Genomic DNA, 19,145 nt, shown 5'->3' on the forward strand with positions numbered 1-19,145 from the left:
CCAGAGCCAGAGCCAGAGCCAGAGCCAGAGCCAGAGCCAGAGCCAGAGCCAGAGCGCCAATTTTCGAGTCACCACTCAAGCTACTCAGAAATACGCGCGGCTGAGTTTGAGGTTCCTAACCTTGAGGATGTTCAGAAACTACTGAGTCGTTTAGAGGCGACCAATGTTGTTGATGAACTGAACCTTGATGAGTTGATGGATCAGAACACCCAGAAAATTGCCGAGCAAGCTGACATGCAAATGTTTGATGCCGCGGTTGAGTCTGTTCAAGTGTTCGAAGAGCCAGAGATTCAGGATTGGAATCTTCCAGAACCCGATTTATCAATTGTTGTAGAGCCACCTGTTGAATCGCAGCAAATTGAAGAGTTACAAGCTGAACCGTTAGCGACGGAACAAGCAGAAGTTAAGGCTGTTGAGCCTGAACTTGACGTTCCTGAGCCCGAGACAGTTATTGAACCAGAAACTCAAGCCGGAGGTGCTGACCAGTTTACCTCTTGGGAAAGTACGGTTCGCAAAGAAGACTTTCAAGTCTTGTATTTTGATGTAAACGGCGTGACCTTTGCGGTGCCACTTGATGAGCTTGGCGGCATCCATCGCCTTGAAGAGTTAAGTCATATCATTGGTAAGCCAGCTTGGTATTTGGGTTTACAAACCAACCGTGATAGTCAGCTAGATGTGGTCGACACCGCAAAATGGGTGATGTCTGAGAAACTATCAGGTGACGAATACAAAGAAAACTATCAATATATAGTGATGCTTGGAGAGAGCTTGTGGGGCCTTGCGGGCACCGAGCTCAAAGGCACCGAGCTACTTAATACAGACAAAGTACGTTGGCGAGAAATGGCAGGGAAACGCCCATGGCTCGCTGGTATGGTAAAAGAAAAAATGTGTGCTTTGATTCATGTTGAAGCATTAATCGCCATGCTAAACGCAGGGCTAGATGTAAAAGCATTAAGCTAGTAATAAGCATTGGGCTAACAATAAGCATCAAGTTAATAATAGTGGTCGGTAACGACGGCAAGAGGATTATCTATGTCTCATATGAGTGAAGTTGAAGTAAGAAAAGAGCAAACGAATGATGAAGTACTTCAATGGGTGACTTTCCAGCTAGAAGAAGAAACTTACGGCATCAACGTAATGCAAGTACGTGAAGTACTACGTTACAGCGAAATTGCTCCAGTACCGGGTGCTCCAGATTACGTTCTAGGTATTATTAACCTACGTGGTAACGTTGTTACTGTTATCGACACTCGTTCTCGCTTTGGTTTGATGCAAGGTGAAATCACAGACAACACTCGTATCATCGTTATTGAATCTGAGCGTCAAGTAATTGGCATTCTAGTAGATAGCGTTGCTGAAGTGGTTTACCTGCGTTCTTCTGAAATCGACACAACGCCAAGTGTTGGTACTGATGAAAGTGCTAAGTTCATCCAAGGTGTAAGTAACCGAGATGGCAAGCTACTTATCTTAGTAGATCTAAACAAACTACTAAGCGAAGACGAATGGGATGAGATGGCTCACCTGTAATGTTTGAAGCGCTTCCTTTAAGCCCTGTCGCTCTGATATCAGGCGTTGGGGTTTTTACGTTATTTATCCTGATTTTGATTAGCAAAGTAAAACGTGCGATTCAAAAGCAGCTCGATCAGTCACGCCTGCAAGTTCGTAACTTGGACAAAGAGCTTCAAAAATCGAGTAAGCAATTACTTGAGGTTCGCTCTGTTGTGGTTGGCCTTGGCCAGAAAGTGACTGAACAACAAGATCTTATCAAACATTTGAATGAACGTATTGTTGAGCTGGAACATGCGGATACCGATGGACGTTTGTACACACGTGCAACGAAAATGGTTCAGCTTGGCGCTGGGATTAACGAGTTAATTGAAGAATGTGAATTACCCAAAGCAGAAGCTGAGCTGATGATGTCTCTGCAGAACAAGCTTGCTGGTAAAGAGAAAATTCCTTCATTACGAAGCGACCCTTCATCGTACGATCAGCAACCCGATGCCTCTCGCGATCGCAGAGACCCGCCTCGACGTCGTTAAATTGAGCGCTTAATTCGTATTGAGCAATTGATGTTTATTACGTATTCCTCTTAAAAGAAGCTTCGGCTTCTTTTTTTATGCCTGTCCGATCTATATAGAACGATGTTTATAAGTGATTGTATCTACGACAATATCTTGTTTGTTGATGAAAATGTGTAAATTGTGATGAGGTGGTAACAGTTTCTTACCGACTTTGTTCTATCGAAAACGCCTAGTCCTGTTTTGTCACCATGTTGGTGTGCTACTATAGCGCTCTCATTACTCGACTAAATTTACCTATGCTAGAAGTCTCAAATTTAACTGCTATTCGTGACGACAGGATTCTGTTTGAATCGTTGTCTTTTCAATTGAAACCAGGTGAGCTGGTTCAAGTTGAAGGTCGTAACGGTACCGGGAAAACGACACTCCTTAGGATTATTACTGGCTTAGGCGATCGCGATGACGGCACTATCTCTTGGGACGGTGAGTCTATTGAATCGAGTCGAGATGTTTATCATCAAAATTTACTTTTTCTTGGTCACCAAACAGGCGTAAAGCGCGAGCTTAGTGCTTATGAGAATCTGAGCTTTTATCAGTCGATTCACAGTGGCGGTACCAGCAAAGAAGAGCTTTACCACGCGCTGGCTCAAGTCGGGCTTGCGGGCAGAGAAGACGTACCTGCGGGGCAACTTTCAGCAGGCCAACAACGCCGAGTTGCGTTGGCTCGCCTTTGGTTGAGCAAGCAAATGTTGTGGATTCTTGATGAGCCGCTGACTGCCATTGATAAGCAGGGCGTGAAAGTTCTCGAATCTCTTTTTTCTCAGCATGCAGACAACGGTGGCATTGTGTTGTTAACCACACACCAAGATATGTTTGCTGATAGCCCGAAACTAAGAAAAATAAAGTTGGGTGAGTAATATGATCTCTTCAATGACCACGATTATCCGACGCGAACTGCTTATCGCGTTTCGACGTCAAGCGGATATTTTTAACCCTTTGTGGTTCTTCATCATTGTTATCACGCTTTTCCCTTTGAGTATTGGCCCAGAGCCAAACCTACTTGCGCGTATTGCTGCGGGTATTGTTTGGGTGGCCGCTTTGCTCTCTGCATTGCTCTCTTTAGAGCGTCTTTTCCGTGATGATTTTCAAGATGGCGCCCTTGAACAGATGATGCTGATGCCAATCCCGTTGCAGTTGGTAGTATTGTCCAAAGTCATAGCACACTGGTTGTTGACCGGGTTACCATTGATTTTAATCAGCCCATTATTGGCTGTTTTGTTGTCTTTAGATTTTGATACATGGCTCTCAGTTGTGTTGACCTTGCTGGTAGGAACACCCGCATTGAGTTTTATTGGTGCGATTGGTGTTGCGTTAACCGTTGGGTTACAGAAGGGCGGAGTCCTGTTAAGCCTGTTAATCTTGCCGCTTTACATCCCCATTTTAATCTTCGCGACGTCAGCAATTGACGCTGCGGCTTTGGGCGTTGCATACAACGGTCAATTGGCGGTGCTTGGGGCAATGTTAATGGGTGCGATGACTATGACGCCTTTTGCGATCAGTGCCGCACTTAGAGTAAGTGTGAACTGATTGGGGTTCCGTTATCGTATAGCCAATGTGAACCAAATGTGTCGATTGGACTCATAGAGTCAATAAAACTGAAAGCAAGACAAATAAAATTATTATAATTATAGCTTTAATAGCTGTAAGCAATATGAAGTAAGAGTGAGATTACAACATGTGGAAATGGCTCCATCCCTATGCCAAAGCAGAAACCTCTTATCAGCTTGCTGGTAAACTTTTGCCATGGTTTTCGATCCTAGCGCTATTGTGTCTATCCGTCGGTACCGTGTGGGGGCTTGCATTTGCGCCTTCTGATTACCAACAAGGCGATAGCTTCCGTATCATCTACATCCATGTTCCGTCTGCAATCTGGTCGATGGGCGTTTACATGTCGATGGCGATTGCTGCCTTTATCGGTTTGGTATGGCAGGTAAGGCTATCAGACATGGCCGCACTGGCGATGGCACCGATTGGCGCTGTGTTTACCTTCATTGCGTTACTAACTGGCGCAGTTTGGGGTAAACCAATGTGGGGTGCTTGGTGGGTTTGGGATGCGCGTTTAACCTCAGAGCTGATTCTTCTATTCCTATACTTGGGTGTGATCGCACTACACCACGCTTTTGACGACCAAAAAACAGCAGCGAAAGCGGCAGGCATTTTGGCTATCGTTGGTGTCATCAACCTCCCTATCATTCACTTCTCTGTAGAGTGGTGGAATACACTTCATCAAGGCGCGACCATTACTAAGTTCGCAAAACCTTCGATCTCAAGTGACATGCTATGGCCGCTTCTTCTTAACATCTTCGGCTTCGCTTTCTTCTTTGGCGCTTTAACCATGATTCGTTTCCGTAACGAAATCATCAGTAAAGAAAGTCACCGTCCATGGGTTCGCAAGCTTGCGGCTGAAAAAGCGTAGTAGGGTAGGTAATTATGTATTTTGAATCTTTGAGTGATTTCTTAGCCATGGGAGGTTATGCCTCGTATGTCTGGAGTGCATTTGGAATCACATTCCTCGCGATGATCATTTTACTGGTCGTAAGCGTTCGTCGTGGTAAGCAATTACTAAATGAAGTACAAGCTAAGATTGATCGTCAAGCTCGTATCGATGCAGCAAAAAATATGGAGAACACTCTATGAACCCAAGACGTAAAAAGAGGCTGGGCATTGTCTTAGCGATCTTTTTTGGTATCAGTGCGACTGTTGGATTGATGGTTTACGCACTTAACCAGAACATGGATCTGTTCTACACACCAACTGAGCTGGTCAACGGCAAAGATGGTAAAAAGCCTGAAGTTGGTCAACGCCTACGTATTGGTGGCATGGTCGTAGTCGGCTCTGTAAGCCGTGACAATGAATCACTACGTGTAAGCTTCGATTTGGCGGATGTAGGCCCTAAAGTAACAATTCTATACGATGGTATCCTTCCTGATCTTTTCCGTGAAGGCCAAGGTATTGTTGCTCAGGGTGTCCTTAAAAATGCAACGACAATCGAAGCGTTTGAGGTGTTGGCAAAGCACGATGAAGAGTACATGCCTTCTGAAGTTGCGGAAGCAATGAAGAAAACCCATGAGCCTTTGCAATACACGACTGAACAAAAAGAAGGAAATGCTCAATGATAGCCGAGATCGGCCATTTTGCGATGATCCTGTCCTTGGGACTTGCATTGCTGCTAAGCGTGCTCCCATTGTATGGAGCCGCTCGAAATAACACATTATTGATGAACAGCGCACGACCGTTGTCGTGGGGTATGTTCGGATTCTTAGCGATTTCGTTCTTTATCTTGTGTTACGCGTTTTACACAAATGATTTTACGATTCAATACGTAGCAAGTAACTCAAACAGCCAACTACCTTGGTACTACCGAATTACGGCGGTTTGGGGTGCGCACGAAGGTTCATTACTGCTTTGGGTTCTCATCCAAGCGGGTTGGACTGTAGCAGTAGCGACATTCAGTCGTGGTATGCCTCAAGAGTCTGTGGCTCGCGTTTTGGCTATCATGGGTCTGATTACTGTCGGCTTCTTGCTGTTCATTATCGTGACGTCTAACCCGTTCTTACGTACATTGCCTTTCTTCCCTGTTGATGGCCGTGACCTGAACCCACTACTGCAAGATCCGGGTTTGATTATTCACCCGCCAATGCTTTACATGGGTTATGTAGGTTTCTCTGTTGCGTTCTCTTTCGCAATCGCTTCTCTAATGAGTGGTCGTCTTGATACGGCATGGGCTCGTTGGTCGCGTCCTTGGACAATCGCAGCTTGGTTATTCCTAACGGTAGGTATCGCACTAGGTTCATGGTGGGCTTACTACGAACTTGGCTGGGGTGGCTGGTGGTTCTGGGATCCAGTAGAAAACGCTTCATTCATGCCTTGGTTGGCTGGTACTGCTCTAATGCACTCACTAGCGGTAACTGAGAAGCGTGGCACATTTAAAGCTTGGACAGTACTGCTGGCTATCTCTGCATTCTCGCTAAGCTTACTAGGGACATTCTTAGTTCGTTCGGGCATCTTGGTATCGGTTCACGCATTCGCGTCGGATCCTGCTCGTGGTATGTTTATTCTAGGTTTCCTAGTCTTTGTTATCGGTGGTTCACTGCTGTTGTTTGCTGTTAAAGGCGCATCGGTTCGTGTTCGTGGTAACTTCGATCTGGTTTCTCGTGAAAACGCACTGCTTGGTAACAACATCTTATTGATTGCAGCGCTTGTCGTTGTATTAGTCGGTACGCTACTGCCATTAGTTCACAAACAGTTAGGCTTGGGCTCGGTATCTATCGGTGCACCATTCTTTGACATGTTGTTCTTTTGGTTAATGATCCCGTTCTCGTTCCTGCTTGGTATCGGTCCTCTGATCCGCTGGAAACGTGACAACCTATCTAAGCTTGTTAAACCAATGCTGATTTCAGGTGCATTCTCACTTGGCTTGAGTGCGCTAATGGTTGCTCTATTGGCCGACCGCTTCAGTGGTACTGCGTTTGCTGGTTGGGTAATGGCGTTCTGGATTATCTTCATGCACGGCTTTGAGTTGCATGAACGTGCGACTCACCGTCACACATTCCTGAAAGGTCTAACCAAGCTACCTCGAAGCCACTGGGCAATGATGTGTGGTCACATTGGTTTAGCCGTGACAGTGATTGGTATCGCGATGGTGCAAAACTACAGCATCGAACGTGATGTGCGTCTGGCGCCAGGTGAAAGCTACCAGCTTGAAGAATACAGCTTCCTGTTTACAGGGGTTCGTGACAAAGATGGTCCTAACTACGATGGTTACATTGCTGACTTTGAAATTACTAAAGAAGGCAAATACATCAACACGCTCCACGCTGAAAAACGTTTCTACACCACAGCTAAGTCTATGATGACAGAAGCAGCGATTGACCGTGGCGTAACGCGCGACCTTTACATTGCAATGGGTGAACGTTTAGACGACAACAAATCTTGGGCTGTACGTATCTACTACAAACCATTTGTACGTTGGATCTGGGCTGGTTCTTTGATCATGTCGATTGGTGGCGCTATTGCTATCAGTGACCGTCGTTACCGTTTCCGTAAGCCAACAAAAAAGTCGGCTGAAGAGCAGGAGGCTTAATTCGAATGAACAAGAAGATTTTATTCATTCCATTGATTGCGTTCATGGTTCTAGCTGGAATCTTTGCAACGCAATTAATGCGCAACCAGTCGGGTGATGACCCTACTAAGCTTGAATCAGTATTGATTGGTAAGCCTGTTCCTGAGTTCGGTCTAGAAGACTTAGAACAACCAGGTAAGTTTCATGATCAAGCGATCTTTAAAGGTGAGCCACTGCTTCTTAACGTGTGGGCGACTTGGTGTCCTACTTGTTATGCAGAGCACTCTTACCTGAACAAGCTTGCGGATCAAGGTGTTAAGATCATTGGTCTTAACTACAAAGATGATCGCAACAAAGCGGTTGGTTGGTTAAAAGAACTGGGTAACCCTTACTTAATCAGCCTGTTTGATGGCAATGGCATGCTAGGTCTTGACCTTGGCGTGTATGGCGCGCCTGAAACTTTCCTAATTGATGCTAACGGCGTGGTTCGCTACCGCCATGTTGGTGACGTGAACCCAACCAACTGGGCATCGACGCTTGAGCCGATGTATCAAGAGTTGCTGGAGGAATCGAAATGATTAGAAAGGCACTGATTGCTCTATTCGCTACGTTCGCAATTTCAGCGACAGTTTCTGCTGCGCCTATCGAGTTCCATGAATTTGAAACCGTGGATCAAGAACAGCAGTTTAAAGAGTTGAGTAATACGCTGCGTTGTCCTAAATGTCAGAACAACACGATTGGTGATTCGAATGCTGAGCTAGCGGTCGACTTACGCCAAAAAGTGTACGAGATGACAAAAGACGGCAAGTCGAAGCAAGATATCATTGATTACATGATTGCTCGCTACGGTAACTTTGTGACTTACAACCCGCCACTGACCTTGGCGACATCGATCCTATGGGTTGGTCCGTTTTCGGTTGTTGTATTAGGTTTTGGTTTGATTGTTTTACGAAGCAGAAAGTCAAAATCAAAAGCAGTAGAGTCCAATAAAGACTGGGATGCAGACAAAGAAGCACGTTTAAAAGCGTTACTCGACGAAGAGAACGACGGAGATAAACAGTAATGACTCTATTTTGGATTTCTACAATTGTCCTTTCGCTAGCAGCGATTTTAATGATTGTTCTGCCTTTTTTGAACAAGAAGGAAAACAACGATGAAGTGCTTCGTGATGAGTTGAATAAAGCCTTCTATAAAGATCGCTTAGTTGAATTAGAAGTAGAAGCTGAAGAAGGCCTTGTTGATAACCAGCAAGAACTGATCGCTGACTTAAAACAGTCGCTACTTGATGACGTTCCAACGCAAGAAAAAATCAAGAGAACACAGATATCTACGCTGGGTGTCGTTGTACCGTCAGTGATTCTTGTTTTGGTTGTTACCTACGGTATGTACTTTAAGTTCGGTGCATTGGACAAAGTTCAACACTGGCAAGAAGTGAGCTCGAACCTTCCTGAATTGTCTAAAAAGCTGATGTCATCGGAAGGTGGTGCACTAACGGATGATGAACTGGAAGATTTGACTCTGGCGCTTCGTACTCGTCTGCATTACCAACCAAAAGATTCAACAGGTTGGTTGCTACTCGGTCGTATTGCACTGGCTAACCGCGACGCTGAAACAGCAAAAGATTCTATGGAACGAGCTTACAAGCTTGAACCTAAGAATGAAGATGTTCAGTTAGGTTTCGCACAAGCACTGATGCTTTCACCTGATGAAGCGGATCAAAACCAAGCTCGTTTGATTTTGAGCCGTTTGATTCAAAACGATTACGTAGACCTTCGTGTGTTCTCACTGCTAGCGTTCGATGCATTTGAGCGTCAAGATTACCCGGGTGCTGTGAAGTACTGGAGCATCATGCAACAGATGATTGGTCCACAAGACAGTCGCTATGAAATGCTTTCTCGCAGTATTGAAAGTACTCAGAAGAAAATGGGTGACACTATGGGTGTCGACCAAGGCAAGACTGTTGCTGTAACGCTCGATCTATCTGCTGACGTTAACGCTGACCCTAACTCTGTGTTAATTGTGTCAGTACATAGAGCAGATGGTTCTCCAATGCCTATCGCAGCCGCTCGTTACCCACTAGGGACTTTCCCTCGTACTGTTGTGCTAGATGATGGCAACAGCATGCTGGAAGGACAAAAGCTGTCTAGCCTTGAAACTCTGATGGTTAGAGCTAGGCTTGATACAGACGGCAACGTTTCAACTCGCGAAGGTGATTGGTACGGTGAAAGTGAAGTGGTTGAACTGGGTGCTCCAGTTACCATTGATATCAATAAGCAATATTAATCATCACTTTGCATAGGTGTTAGCTATTCCGATTTGCAGATAAACGGTATAGACTTAGCCAAACAATTGAGGCCAGCGATTGCTGGCCTTTTTTATTATTTGAATTCCTTATGGAAAAGGTGATATGTCTGTCAGTGTTTTAAGACTCTCGAGTTTACTTTTTATCGCAAGCTTAACGGTTGGGTGTTCAAGTGCACCGGACGAAAGTGTTAACGATGATAACCTCGAAACCTCTGAATACGTCGAAGAGCCCCACCCGAATGATCCTTTTGAAGGCTTCAACCGAGCGATGTGGGATATCAACTACGAATATCTAGATCCTTACTTAGTTCGCCCTGTTTCCCTCGCTTATGTTGACTACACCCCTGTGCCAGTGCGTTCTGGTATCTCCAATTTCCTAGCCAACTTAGACGAACCATCAAGCATGGTGAATAACCTTATTATGGGCAATGGTGAAAAAGCACTCGACCATTTCAATCGTTTTTGGATTAACTCAACGATTGGTTTGTTAGGCTTAATCGATATTGCCAGCGAAGCTGGGATCACAAAATACGATGATAAGTCGTTCTCTGATGCGATTGGTCATTACGGGGTAGGGAATGGTCCGTACTTCATGGTACCGGGTTATGGCCCAGTAACAACGCGCGAAGTGACTGAAACCGTTGATGGTATGTATGTGCCTCTGTCTTTCTTGAACTTCTGGGCTAGCTTAGGAAAGTGGGCATTCGAAGGCATGGAAACACGTGCTCAGTTAGTGTCACAAGAGGCTCTGTTGGATAACTCTCCTGATCCATATGCATTAACGCGAGATGTTTATATTCAACGTCGTGATTTCAAAGCCGAGATTGAACCTGAAGAAGTCGATCTGGAAGAAGAAGATTTCATTGACGGATACCTAGAAGATTACTAGATATAAGATTTTGAATAACTGATAAAAGAAAGGCTTGATGTTGAAAATAACATCGAGCCTTTTTTATATTTGCTACTTTAGATTAAGTAACCAGATTAGAAACGGTAGTTAGCTTGGATACCTACTAGCCAAATGCTACCCGTTACTTCACCTTCAAAAGTGCCGCCAAACGGTGCTGATGCTGCGTCATCTTCTAGCATTTTCGCATCTTTCGCTAAAATGTAAGTGAAGCCTGCATCTAGAGTTAATTGCTCAGACCATTGATAGCCTGCACCAATACTTAACCAAGTGCGGTCTGTTTCTGGGATCGTTGCTGTACGGTGCTCTTCACTTACAGCTGAAGTATCGTATGCAATACCAGAACGTAAAGCTAACTTAGGCGTCATTTGGTAAGTCGTACCAACTGCAAAACGGTAGTTGTCTTCCCAGTTCTCTTGTTTGATTTCTACGCTGTTTTCACCCGGAAAATCAGCAACAAGCTCTTTAAAACTGCTCCAGTTTGTCCAGTTAATGCTTGCGTGAACCGCGACTTTATTTGTCAATTGGTGGAAACTTGCAAGTTCTGCTGTAGCAGGAAGCGCAAGATCCATAGAGCCTGCATCTTTCTTATTTGGTTGACCGAAGTTAAAACCGTGACCGTTAGCATGACCTGATAGAGTTAAATCAACTTCTGATTTGTAGGTAAAACCAAGGCGGTTGTTTTCGTTGATTTGCCAAGCCGTACCGACTTGCCAACCCCATGCGGTGTCATCGCCTTCCATGTATTTCAGAGCGTCGCCTTTTGATACTCCAATCTGTTGAATAGAAGTTGCTGATACCGCACCAAAACTGCCTTCAGCCATGATGTAACGAACACCACCACCAATAGATACATTCTCAAGTACTTGGTATGCCGCGTTTAAGTTTAGCTCCATTGTGGTAACACTGGCTTCGTTACCGTGGTTAGCACCACCGAAGTCTGTACCTAGGTCTGTTTCCATACCGTAGTTAGTACCAGCAGCAAAACCTAATGCAAACTTGTCGTTGTACTTATGAGAAACATAAAAGTTTGGAATCACTGCACTATGAGCGAAATCGCTAGAATTTGAAGGTGTAGAGTTGCCACCTGATGTTGAAGTACCGTCGATATCAATATTTGGATCAACATAGATAGCGCCAACAGAAACCTGTGTGCCTTCTAGATAAGTAAGAAGGGCAGGGTTACGCCATTGTGAACCAGCGTTGTCTGCGATTGCTGCTTCACCAGCATACGCGCGGCCAAGGCCTGTTGCTGAGTATTCTGCTAGTTGGAAACCTGCCGCGTGAGTGACGGTAGAAGTCGAAAGTAGTCCAACTGCCACTGCAGCAGATAGAAGAGTCTTATTCATTTTCATTATTATGTTCGCTGAATCATAAGTATTTAGTGTCGTGATTCTACGTTTAGAGTTATTGCTTTAAAAATGAAATTCGAATAAAACAGTGTTTTAGGGATTAAATGAGTAAATGTGTTTAATAATTAGAGAAATCATCTAAATGTTTCGGCTGTGTTGCGAAGTTTGAGCGTACACTTGTAGTCATATATTGGTCTTGCAGGCTACAGCTGTAAGCTTAAATTGATTTGAGTCAGTGACTTAGGCAATGAAAAAGGGTCGCGTAATGCGACCCTTTGATATTTATAATCTAGCTTATATTAGAAGCTATGGCTGTATTGTAGGCCCATTAGGATTGCATCTGCGTGGGTAGTAGCAGTAAGTGTACCGATTCCAGAATCTTCTTTCACGCTAACATCATCACCCATTAAGTAAGTGAAGCCGAAATCAACATTTGAATCTTCATTTATGTGATATGTAAAGCCTGCAGAGAACCATTGGCGATCCGAATCCGGTACTGATACGGACGTTAGCTCATCTTGTGCACTAGTATCGTACATGTAACCAGCACGGAGTGTCCAAGTGCTGTTTAGGTAGTATGTACCACCAATAGAGTAGTGCCAACCATCTTGCCATTCATAAGCTTTGTCATAACTACCATTTAAACCACCGATAGGTGATGTCGCAAAGTCCAAATTACGGAATTCAATTTGATCAAAGTCACCCCAACCAATCCACTGTACTGAGTAATGCACAGCAAATTTAGTGTCTTCAATTCTGTGGTAACCCGAAAATTCAGCAATATCCGGTAGAGGCAGAGTGATTTCTTGGCCTTTATCATCTTCGGCCGTCATTTCAGGGCTGTAGCGGTAGGACAAACCAAAACGGTTATTTTCGTTAAGCTCGTAAACTGTACCTAAGTTAAAGCCAACAGCCCAGCCATCAGCTTTGTCAACGTTTAGTAAGTATGCAGCTCCTTGAGTATTTGGAACTGAACGCTTCATGGTACCTTGACCGTAAATTAAATCTAAACCGGCACCTACACTCCATTGTTCATTTAAGCGATAGGAACCTGCAAGACCAAAGTTGATACTCATAACATCAGTTAACCCACCATAGACTTCAGCAGCATAGTCGTCAGCAAACTCTGTTTTGGTACCAAAATTTGAGTAAGCATTAACACCCCAAGCAAATTTATCGTTTACAGGCACGATAAGGTGGATATTGGGTGCAATAGAGGTATCACCAACATCATCAGTACTTGGAATTGAACCTCCAGCTAGATCATAGTTTGCGTCGCTGACTTCAATCATAGAAGTAATGCTTTCAAAACCAAGAGAAAGCTCAGTCTTGTCAAATAGTGCCATTGCTGCAGGGTTACGTGCCATTACTGACGCGTTATCTGCGATTACTGCATCACCAGCGAAAGCACGGCCGATGCCGGTAGCTGATTGTGCGTTAAGTTGGAAACCTGCTGCCATCGCTTGCGAAGACGCCAGTGTAATTGTTACTGCTAAAAGAGACTTTTTAAACAGACGCGTGTTGTTGGTAGTCATTCATTTATTCCTTTATATATCCGCCTCTACAGGGCGATTAATTTGAGCAATTGCTCAATGGTGGCTGATCCTATTCGCAAGTATACGATATACAAATCCGACCATTGGGAATTTTGAGTGGAAAATTATGGAAATGACGCCTATCTGGCACGAAAATGGTGCGAAATGCTGATTTTTAGAGTTTTAACTCTAGAGGTATTGGTGGTGTGAATGGTTTTCTGGTTTATTTATAAATAAAGCCCAGCAATATCAGTAATATAATTGCTGGGCCTTTTGTGACGGGGCTTTAAGAGCGAATTAGCTCATTGGTTTGATCATTTTTGTCAGCTTTTCGGCGATTTTGGAAACATCCTCACCATTTTCACCCACAAGGATTAAGCTACTGCCATCTACGGGTGTTACCGAGCCAGACATGCCTTTTTCATCAAAGTCGATAGGTTTGTCTGTTGGAATACCGGTTAAAAACAGTGTTATTTTGCCTTTTGCGCCTTGGAAGACCATATGTACTGCGTTGGATTTACCAAAGCCACAGTGGTTTAGGTAATAAACATGGTAAGGGAAAGCGTCATCAAACTGAAAAGCAAATGGGTTCATTTTTGCGTTGATCTGCTGCGATGTAACCTGTTCATCGATGTTACTAACAAAGCTCTTCTCATCAACAACATGCTTCATCGCTGTATCAACTAAACTAGCTTGCGCAGGTGAAACGAATGCATTTCCCCAATTCACTTGGCCAACTAATAAACCTGCAACGAATGCTACTGAGGCGGCCATTGCCATTGCTCGTCTCGCAAACGTTGGCCTTACTACTTTGCTTTCTTCGCTTGAGGTCTGATTGAACAGAATACGATCAGCAAGATCGTCTGGCACATCCACATTCATCGCAGAGTGGATCTGTTTATCAAGCGCTAGTACATCGTCTAAGAAGTTACTATTGGCTTCGCTATTCGCGGTCGCATCAACAATATCTTGTGTACGTTGTTTAGGTTCCGACAATACACGACGACGAAATTCCAAATCATCCATTATGTTGCCCCCTCTCTGCCTCTTCTGTATCCAACAGCTCTTTCAACTGATTTCGAGCTCTGAATAAACGTGTCATCACCGTGTTTTTGTTGAGATCGAGAATATCGGCAATCTCATCACCACTAAAACCACCAATCACTTGCAAGAAAAGAGGTTCACGATAATCAATTTCAAGTTTCATGATCTGAGCTTGCAACCATAGATGTTGATGGTGTGGGTCATCACTGACACTAGCATCATTACCATGATCGTCGATATCAACTAGATCAAACTGCTTGCGTTCAAAACGTCGAGCGTTCTCGCGTCTCAAGATGGTAATCAGCCAAGACTTAGCGGCTTTTTCATCTTGTAGGCTATCGAGTGACTTCCATGCTCGAAGGCAAGTCTCTTGTACTAAATCCTCGGCAATGCTTTTGTCTTTACATAACCAATAGGCGTAGCGAAAGAGGTCACGATGATAGGCACGCACGAGTGCTTCGTATTTTCTTTGTTTGTCCATATCAGAGTTGACCGGACGCTTGGCTGTTTTCTTTCCAAACATTTTTATTATTGACACACGAGCCTCCATAATTGCTCTGCGTATAGCTGTCCTCTATACGTTGTGCTTCGTTTTTATATTTTTAGAGCTAACGATCATCGGCAGGAAATCGTAAAATCACATTAAAATTGATCTACTTCAAAATCTAAGGCCTCGAACCCGTTATAGTACACCTTGTCGTCTAGTTAGTCATTCGTGGCTAGCATGTTGAGCAAGACGACACTTCCTTTTGAAGGCTGACTTTACTTTCTCCTAATCAGGAAACTGATTATTTCAATTGGCGTTAAGTTAATTGCTTTATATACATTCCGACCACACAGCTTTGTGTGGTTTTTTTTTGCCTTCAGAAAATACTCTGATACAAAACCATCGACTCTTTACCTACGCATAACAGTCTCTACTAGCAATAGTTTAGTCTCTTAGGACAACCTTTCCCCCAAAAAGGTTCGCCTGAATGTGCAGTTATATTTTCAAGCAGTGAGATACTCGTATCACGTTTATTTAAACGCTCGTTTGATTTAATTAACAACTTCTTTACAATGCTTCAGGTCAGACCTCTTAACTTTAAGGAGAAACCATGGGCAAACAGGAAGTCAAAACGCGTTCTGGAGAACGTGTTGCCGTTGTCGCTGGACTACGAACCCCATTCGCTCGTCAGAGCACAGAATTTAGCCAAGTGCCTGCGGTTGACCTAGGCAAAATGGTAGTGAGCGAAATGCTTGCAAGAACGGATGTCGATCCTGCGCTTATCGAACAAGTTGTGTTCGGCCAAGTAGTGCAAATGCCAGAAGCGCCGAACATTGCGCGTGAAATCGTGTTGGGCACAGGCATGAACATCAATACCGATGCCTACAGTGTCACACGAGCATGTGCGACCAGCTTCCAAGCGGCAGTTAACGTGACCGAAAGCATTATGGCTGGCACGATTGATATCGGTATTGCGGGCGGTGCGGACTCTTCTTCTGTATTGCCTATCGGTGTTTCGAAAAAGTTAGCGGCAAATCTATTAGCGCTGAGTAAAACGAAAACTATGGGTCAAAAGCTGAAAATTCTTAAAACACTTTCCGTAAAAGATTTGATGCCAGTACCACCTGCAGTTGCTGAATACTCGACCGGTTTATCCATGGGACAAACGGCTGAGCAAATGGCTAAGACGCATGGTATTACTCGCGAAGCTCAAGATGCACTTGCTCACCGTTCTCACTCTTTGGCTTCTCAGGCATGGAAAGAAGGCAAGATTAAAGACGAAGTGATGACGGCATTCCCGGCACCTTACAAAAAGTATCTAGCGGAAGACAACAACATTCGCCATGATTCAACGGTTGAAGGCTACGCGAAATTGCGCCCTGCATTCGATAGAAAGTACGGCAGTGTTACGGCAGCCAATGCCACGCCTCTTACCGATGGCGGTGCTGCGGTGATGTTGATGCGCGAAGGAAAAGCGAAAGAGCTAGGCTTAGAAGTGCTTGGTTACATTCGTGGCTACGCGTTCTCAGCGATTGGTGTTGAAACGGATATGTTGATGGGTCCGACTTACGCGACCTCTCAGGTTTTGAAGAACACGGGTCTAGAATTATCAGATCTAACACTTATCGAGATGCACGAAGCGTTTGCAGCTCAAGTTCTAGCTAACGTCAAAATGTTCGCAAGCGATGAGTTTGCTCAGAAGAATCTTGGCCGTGACAAAGCGATCGGTGAGATTGATATGGAGAAGTTCAACGTGCTGGGTAGCTCAATTGCTTACGGTCACCCGTTTGCAGCGACTGGCGCGCGTATGATGACTCAGACACTGCGTGAACTTAAACGTCGTGGTGGTGGCCTAGCATTGAATACTGCTTGTGCGGCTGGTGGCTTAGGTGCAGCAATGATCTTGGAGGTAGAATAATGTCTACGACTCTTGATGTGAAAAAAGAAAAGAAAGCAGTCAAAAAAGCGGATTCAAAGCCAGTGACTGCATCTAAAAGTGACAAGACGGTTTCAAACGATGAAGCCGTAAAACCGGCGACCGCGTTTTCTTTAACTATCGATGACCAAGATATTGCATGGCTTGCGATCGATGTGCCAAACGAAAAAATGAACACGCTTCAAGCGGCGTTTGCCGAAGAAATGAAAGCAATCTTCGAGCAGTTGAAGGAAAAGCAAAGCCGAGTTAAAGGCTTAATCGTTCATTCATTAAAGCCAGATAATTTTATTGCTGGCGCTGATGTTCGAATGCTTGATGCCTGCAAGACGGCTGATGAAGCACAATCTCTGGCGCGTCAGGGACAAGAGATGTTCCAAGCGCTTTCTGATTTGCCTTATCCTGTTGTCGCAGCGATTCACGGCCCATGTTTAGGTGGTGGCTTAGAGCTAGCACTATCTTGTGATTACCGCGTATGTACAGACTCAGACAAAACTCGCCTTGGCCTACCTGAAGTCCAACTTGGTCTGTTACCTGGCTCTGGTGGTACGCAACGTCTTCCTCGTCTTATCGGTTTACTGCCATCTCTTGACCTTATTCTTACGGGCAAGCAGCTACGCGCTAAAAAAGCGAAATCGCTAGGCGTTGTGGATGCTTGCGTGCCAGAAACTATCTTACTTGAAGTCGCTAAAAGCTTTGTTGAAAAGAATACGGGCAGTAAAAAAGGTAAGCGCCTTGCGTCGAAAAGCCAAGCGTCGACCAAAGAAAAGCTGATTTCACGTAACGGCCTTGGTCGTAAAGTGATTTTTGAACAAGCTTCTAAGAAGACCAATCAGAAAACACGCGGCAATTACCCAGCAGCGGATGCGATTTTAGACGTGATTCGTTATGGCCTTGAGAACGGCTTTGATAAAGGTCTTCAGTATGAAGCGAAGCGTTTCTCAGAACTGGTTATGACTTCAGAGTCTAAAGCCCTTCGTTCGATTTTCTTTGCAACCACGGAAATGAAAAAAGAACACGGCGCAGACGTAGAACCAAAAGCGGTTAAGCGTGTTGGTGTGCTAGGCGGCGGTCTTATGGGTGCAGGCATCAGCCATGTCAGCGTTGCTAAGGCGAAAGTGCCAGTTCGTATCAAAGATGTATCAAATGAAGGTGTGCTGAACGCGCTTAACTACAACTTCAAGTTGTTCGATAAGCAGCGTAAGCGTCGCATTCTGAACCGAGCGGGCCTTGAAAGTAAGATGCTTCAGCTTTCTGGTGGTATCGACTTTACGAGCTTTAATCACACCGATGTGGTGATTGAAGCGGTATTTGAAGACCTCGACCTTAAGCAGTCAATGGTTGCGGATATCGAAGCCAATGCCAAGCCTGAGACTATTTTCGCGACGAATACGTCTTCACTGCCGATCCATAAGATTGCAGAGAAGGCGCAGCGACCAGAAAATGTGGTCGGTCTTCACTACTTCAGCCCTGCAGAGAAAATGCCGCTAGTAGAAGTCATCCCACATGAAACAACCTCTGAAGAGACGATCTCGACGGTTGTTGCATTAGCGAAGAAGCAAGGTAAAACCCCGATTGTTGTCAAAGACACCGCTGGTTTTTATGTGAACCGTATTCTTGCTCCATACATGAATGAAGCAGCGCATTTACTGCTAGCGAACGAGCCGATTGAAAAGCTCGACAGTACGTTATTGGATTTCGGTTTCCCAGTTGGCCCTATCACCTTATTAGATGAGGTGGGTGTTGATATCGGAGCGAAGATCATTCCGATTTTAGTGAATGAGCTTGGCGATCGTTTCCAAGGTCCTGATGTGTTCGATATTCTTTTGAATGACAATCGTAAAGGCCGTAAGAGTGGTAAAGGTTTCTACACTTACAAAGGCAAGAAGAAGGAAGTGGATAAGTCAGTTTACAAGCTGCTTAAGCTGCAACCAGATCCTAAGTTGAGCGACAACGATATCGCGATGCGCTGTGTGTTACCTATGCTAAACGAAGCGGTTCGTTGTCTAGACGACGGCATTATCCGCAGCCCTCGTGATGGTGATATCGGTGCGATTTTCGGTATCGGTTTCCCGCCATTCCTAGGTGGTCCGTTCCGTTATATGGATCAAATCGGCATTAAGTCACTGGTTGAGATGATGAACGATTTCGCTAAGAAGTACGGTGATCGTTTCGCGCCATGTGATGGCCTACTGACACGTGCTGGATTGGGTGAGTCTTTCTACAAGTAACTCTCTAACTCATTGATTAAGAAGCCCGTATCAAGCAATTGATGCGGGCTTTTCTGTTTTATGAACGAGTGTGAAAGGAATGAGATTCCCGACTCAGTCGTTCCTCCTTCTCGGGAATGATGATTGAGAGATAAAAAGTAAGTTATTGCGTTGATTAGAAAGGTGGTCAAACACACGTCAATCAAAACTACCGTCATCTCCTAAAGCGACGA

The 19,145-nt window shown here is 44.6% G+C and carries 19 protein-coding genes; 15 read left to right on the plus strand and 4 right to left on the minus strand.

All coding sequences use genetic code 11. The annotated features are described in order from the left end of the window. From AB6E30_RS04895 to AB6E30_RS04955, 13 genes are all read left to right on the plus strand, one after another. On the plus strand, positions 1 to 960 hold a 960-nt coding region (locus AB6E30_RS04895), incomplete at its 5' end, for a chemotaxis protein CheW (protein ID WP_372102793.1). 72 nt (positions 961 to 1,032) lie between these two features. Next, a complete protein-coding gene (locus AB6E30_RS04900; RefSeq protein ID WP_017064109.1) occupies positions 1,033 to 1,527 on the plus strand; it encodes a chemotaxis protein CheW in 495 nt (164 codons plus the stop codon). Continuing rightward, on the plus strand, positions 1,527 to 2,039 hold the full coding sequence (locus AB6E30_RS04905) for a DUF2802 domain-containing protein (RefSeq protein ID WP_017060660.1): 513 nt from the start codon (positions 1,527 to 1,529) through the stop codon (positions 2,037 to 2,039). The genes AB6E30_RS04900 and AB6E30_RS04905 overlap by 1 nt, the downstream gene beginning before the upstream one ends. A gap of 278 nt (positions 2,040 to 2,317) precedes the next feature. Continuing rightward, a complete protein-coding gene (gene ccmA, locus AB6E30_RS04910) occupies positions 2,318 to 2,935 on the plus strand; it encodes a cytochrome c biogenesis heme-transporting ATPase CcmA (protein WP_017060659.1) in 618 nt (205 codons plus the stop codon). A gap of 1 nt (position 2,936) precedes the next feature. Next, positions 2,937 to 3,605 (plus strand): heme exporter protein CcmB, encoded by a 669-nt coding sequence (gene ccmB / locus AB6E30_RS04915; RefSeq protein ID WP_017060658.1) that lies wholly within the window; start codon positions 2,937 to 2,939, stop codon positions 3,603 to 3,605. A 148-nt stretch (positions 3,606 to 3,753) separates the two neighbouring features. Beyond that, entirely contained in the window at positions 3,754 to 4,494 is a 741-nt protein-coding gene (locus AB6E30_RS04920) for a heme ABC transporter permease (protein WP_017068974.1), read from the plus strand. A gap of 14 nt (positions 4,495 to 4,508) precedes the next feature. After that, positions 4,509 to 4,715: a heme exporter protein CcmD gene (gene ccmD / locus AB6E30_RS04925; protein WP_017060656.1), complete on the plus strand. Its 207-nt coding sequence runs from the start codon at positions 4,509 to 4,511 to the stop codon at positions 4,713 to 4,715. Then, a complete protein-coding gene (gene ccmE / locus AB6E30_RS04930; protein WP_017060655.1) occupies positions 4,712 to 5,194 on the plus strand; it encodes a cytochrome c maturation protein CcmE in 483 nt (160 codons plus the stop codon). The genes ccmD and ccmE overlap by 4 nt, the downstream gene beginning before the upstream one ends. Then, positions 5,191 to 7,161 (plus strand): heme lyase CcmF/NrfE family subunit, encoded by a 1,971-nt coding sequence (locus tag AB6E30_RS04935; RefSeq protein ID WP_017060654.1) that lies wholly within the window; start codon positions 5,191 to 5,193, stop codon positions 7,159 to 7,161. The genes ccmE and AB6E30_RS04935 overlap by 4 nt, the downstream gene beginning before the upstream one ends. A 5-nt stretch (positions 7,162 to 7,166) precedes the next feature. Then, a complete protein-coding gene (locus AB6E30_RS04940; protein WP_017060653.1) occupies positions 7,167 to 7,718 on the plus strand; it encodes a DsbE family thiol:disulfide interchange protein in 552 nt (183 codons plus the stop codon). Next, entirely contained in the window at positions 7,715 to 8,203 is a 489-nt protein-coding gene (locus AB6E30_RS04945; protein WP_372102795.1) for a cytochrome c-type biogenesis protein, read from the plus strand. The genes AB6E30_RS04940 and AB6E30_RS04945 overlap by 4 nt, the downstream gene beginning before the upstream one ends. Next, entirely contained in the window at positions 8,203 to 9,423 is a 1,221-nt protein-coding gene (ccmI, locus tag AB6E30_RS04950; protein WP_372102797.1) for a c-type cytochrome biogenesis protein CcmI, read from the plus strand. The genes AB6E30_RS04945 and ccmI overlap by 1 nt, the downstream gene beginning before the upstream one ends. 124 nt (positions 9,424 to 9,547) lie before the next feature. Further along, entirely contained in the window at positions 9,548 to 10,333 is a 786-nt protein-coding gene (locus tag AB6E30_RS04955) for a VacJ family lipoprotein (RefSeq protein WP_372102799.1), read from the plus strand. A 95-nt stretch (positions 10,334 to 10,428) separates the two neighbouring features. Here AB6E30_RS04955 and AB6E30_RS04960 read toward each other — a convergent pair whose 3' ends face one another. From AB6E30_RS04960 to AB6E30_RS04975, 4 genes are all read right to left on the minus strand, one after another. After that, positions 10,429 to 11,706 carry an outer membrane protein transport protein gene (locus tag AB6E30_RS04960; protein ID WP_372102801.1) on the minus strand — a complete coding sequence of 426 codons (1,278 nt, stop codon included), beginning with the start codon at positions 11,704 to 11,706 and terminating at the stop codon, positions 10,429 to 10,431. Between the two features lie 296 nt (positions 11,707 to 12,002). Further along, a complete protein-coding gene (locus tag AB6E30_RS04965; RefSeq protein ID WP_372102803.1) occupies positions 12,003 to 13,238 on the minus strand; it encodes an outer membrane protein transport protein in 1,236 nt (411 codons plus the stop codon). A gap of 297 nt (positions 13,239 to 13,535) precedes the next feature. Further along, the gene (locus tag AB6E30_RS04970) at positions 13,536 to 14,264 is read right to left on the minus strand and encodes a DUF3379 domain-containing protein (protein WP_372102805.1); all 729 of its coding nucleotides are present in this window, start codon (positions 14,262 to 14,264) and stop codon (positions 13,536 to 13,538) included. Further along, positions 14,257 to 14,805 (minus strand): sigma-70 family RNA polymerase sigma factor, encoded by a 549-nt coding sequence (locus AB6E30_RS04975; RefSeq protein WP_372102856.1) that lies wholly within the window; start codon positions 14,803 to 14,805, stop codon positions 14,257 to 14,259. Before AB6E30_RS04975 ends, AB6E30_RS04970 begins: the two co-directional genes overlap by 8 nt. A gap of 574 nt (positions 14,806 to 15,379) precedes the next feature. On the opposite strand from AB6E30_RS04975, the gene fadI reads away from it, so the two are divergent. Both fadI and fadJ read left to right on the plus strand, forming a co-directional pair. Beyond that, positions 15,380 to 16,687: an acetyl-CoA C-acyltransferase FadI gene (gene fadI, locus AB6E30_RS04980; protein ID WP_017060645.1), complete on the plus strand. Its 1,308-nt coding sequence runs from the start codon at positions 15,380 to 15,382 to the stop codon at positions 16,685 to 16,687. Then, on the plus strand, positions 16,687 to 18,933 hold the full coding sequence (gene fadJ, locus AB6E30_RS04985) for a fatty acid oxidation complex subunit alpha FadJ (protein WP_372102807.1): 2,247 nt from the start codon (positions 16,687 to 16,689) through the stop codon (positions 18,931 to 18,933). The genes fadI and fadJ overlap by 1 nt, the downstream gene beginning before the upstream one ends. The last annotated feature ends 212 nt before the right edge of the window (positions 18,934 to 19,145 follow it).

This window comes from Vibrio sp. 10N.247.311.12 (genome assembly GCF_041467515.1).
GTDB lineage: Bacteria > Pseudomonadota > Gammaproteobacteria > Enterobacterales > Vibrionaceae > Vibrio > Vibrio crassostreae_C.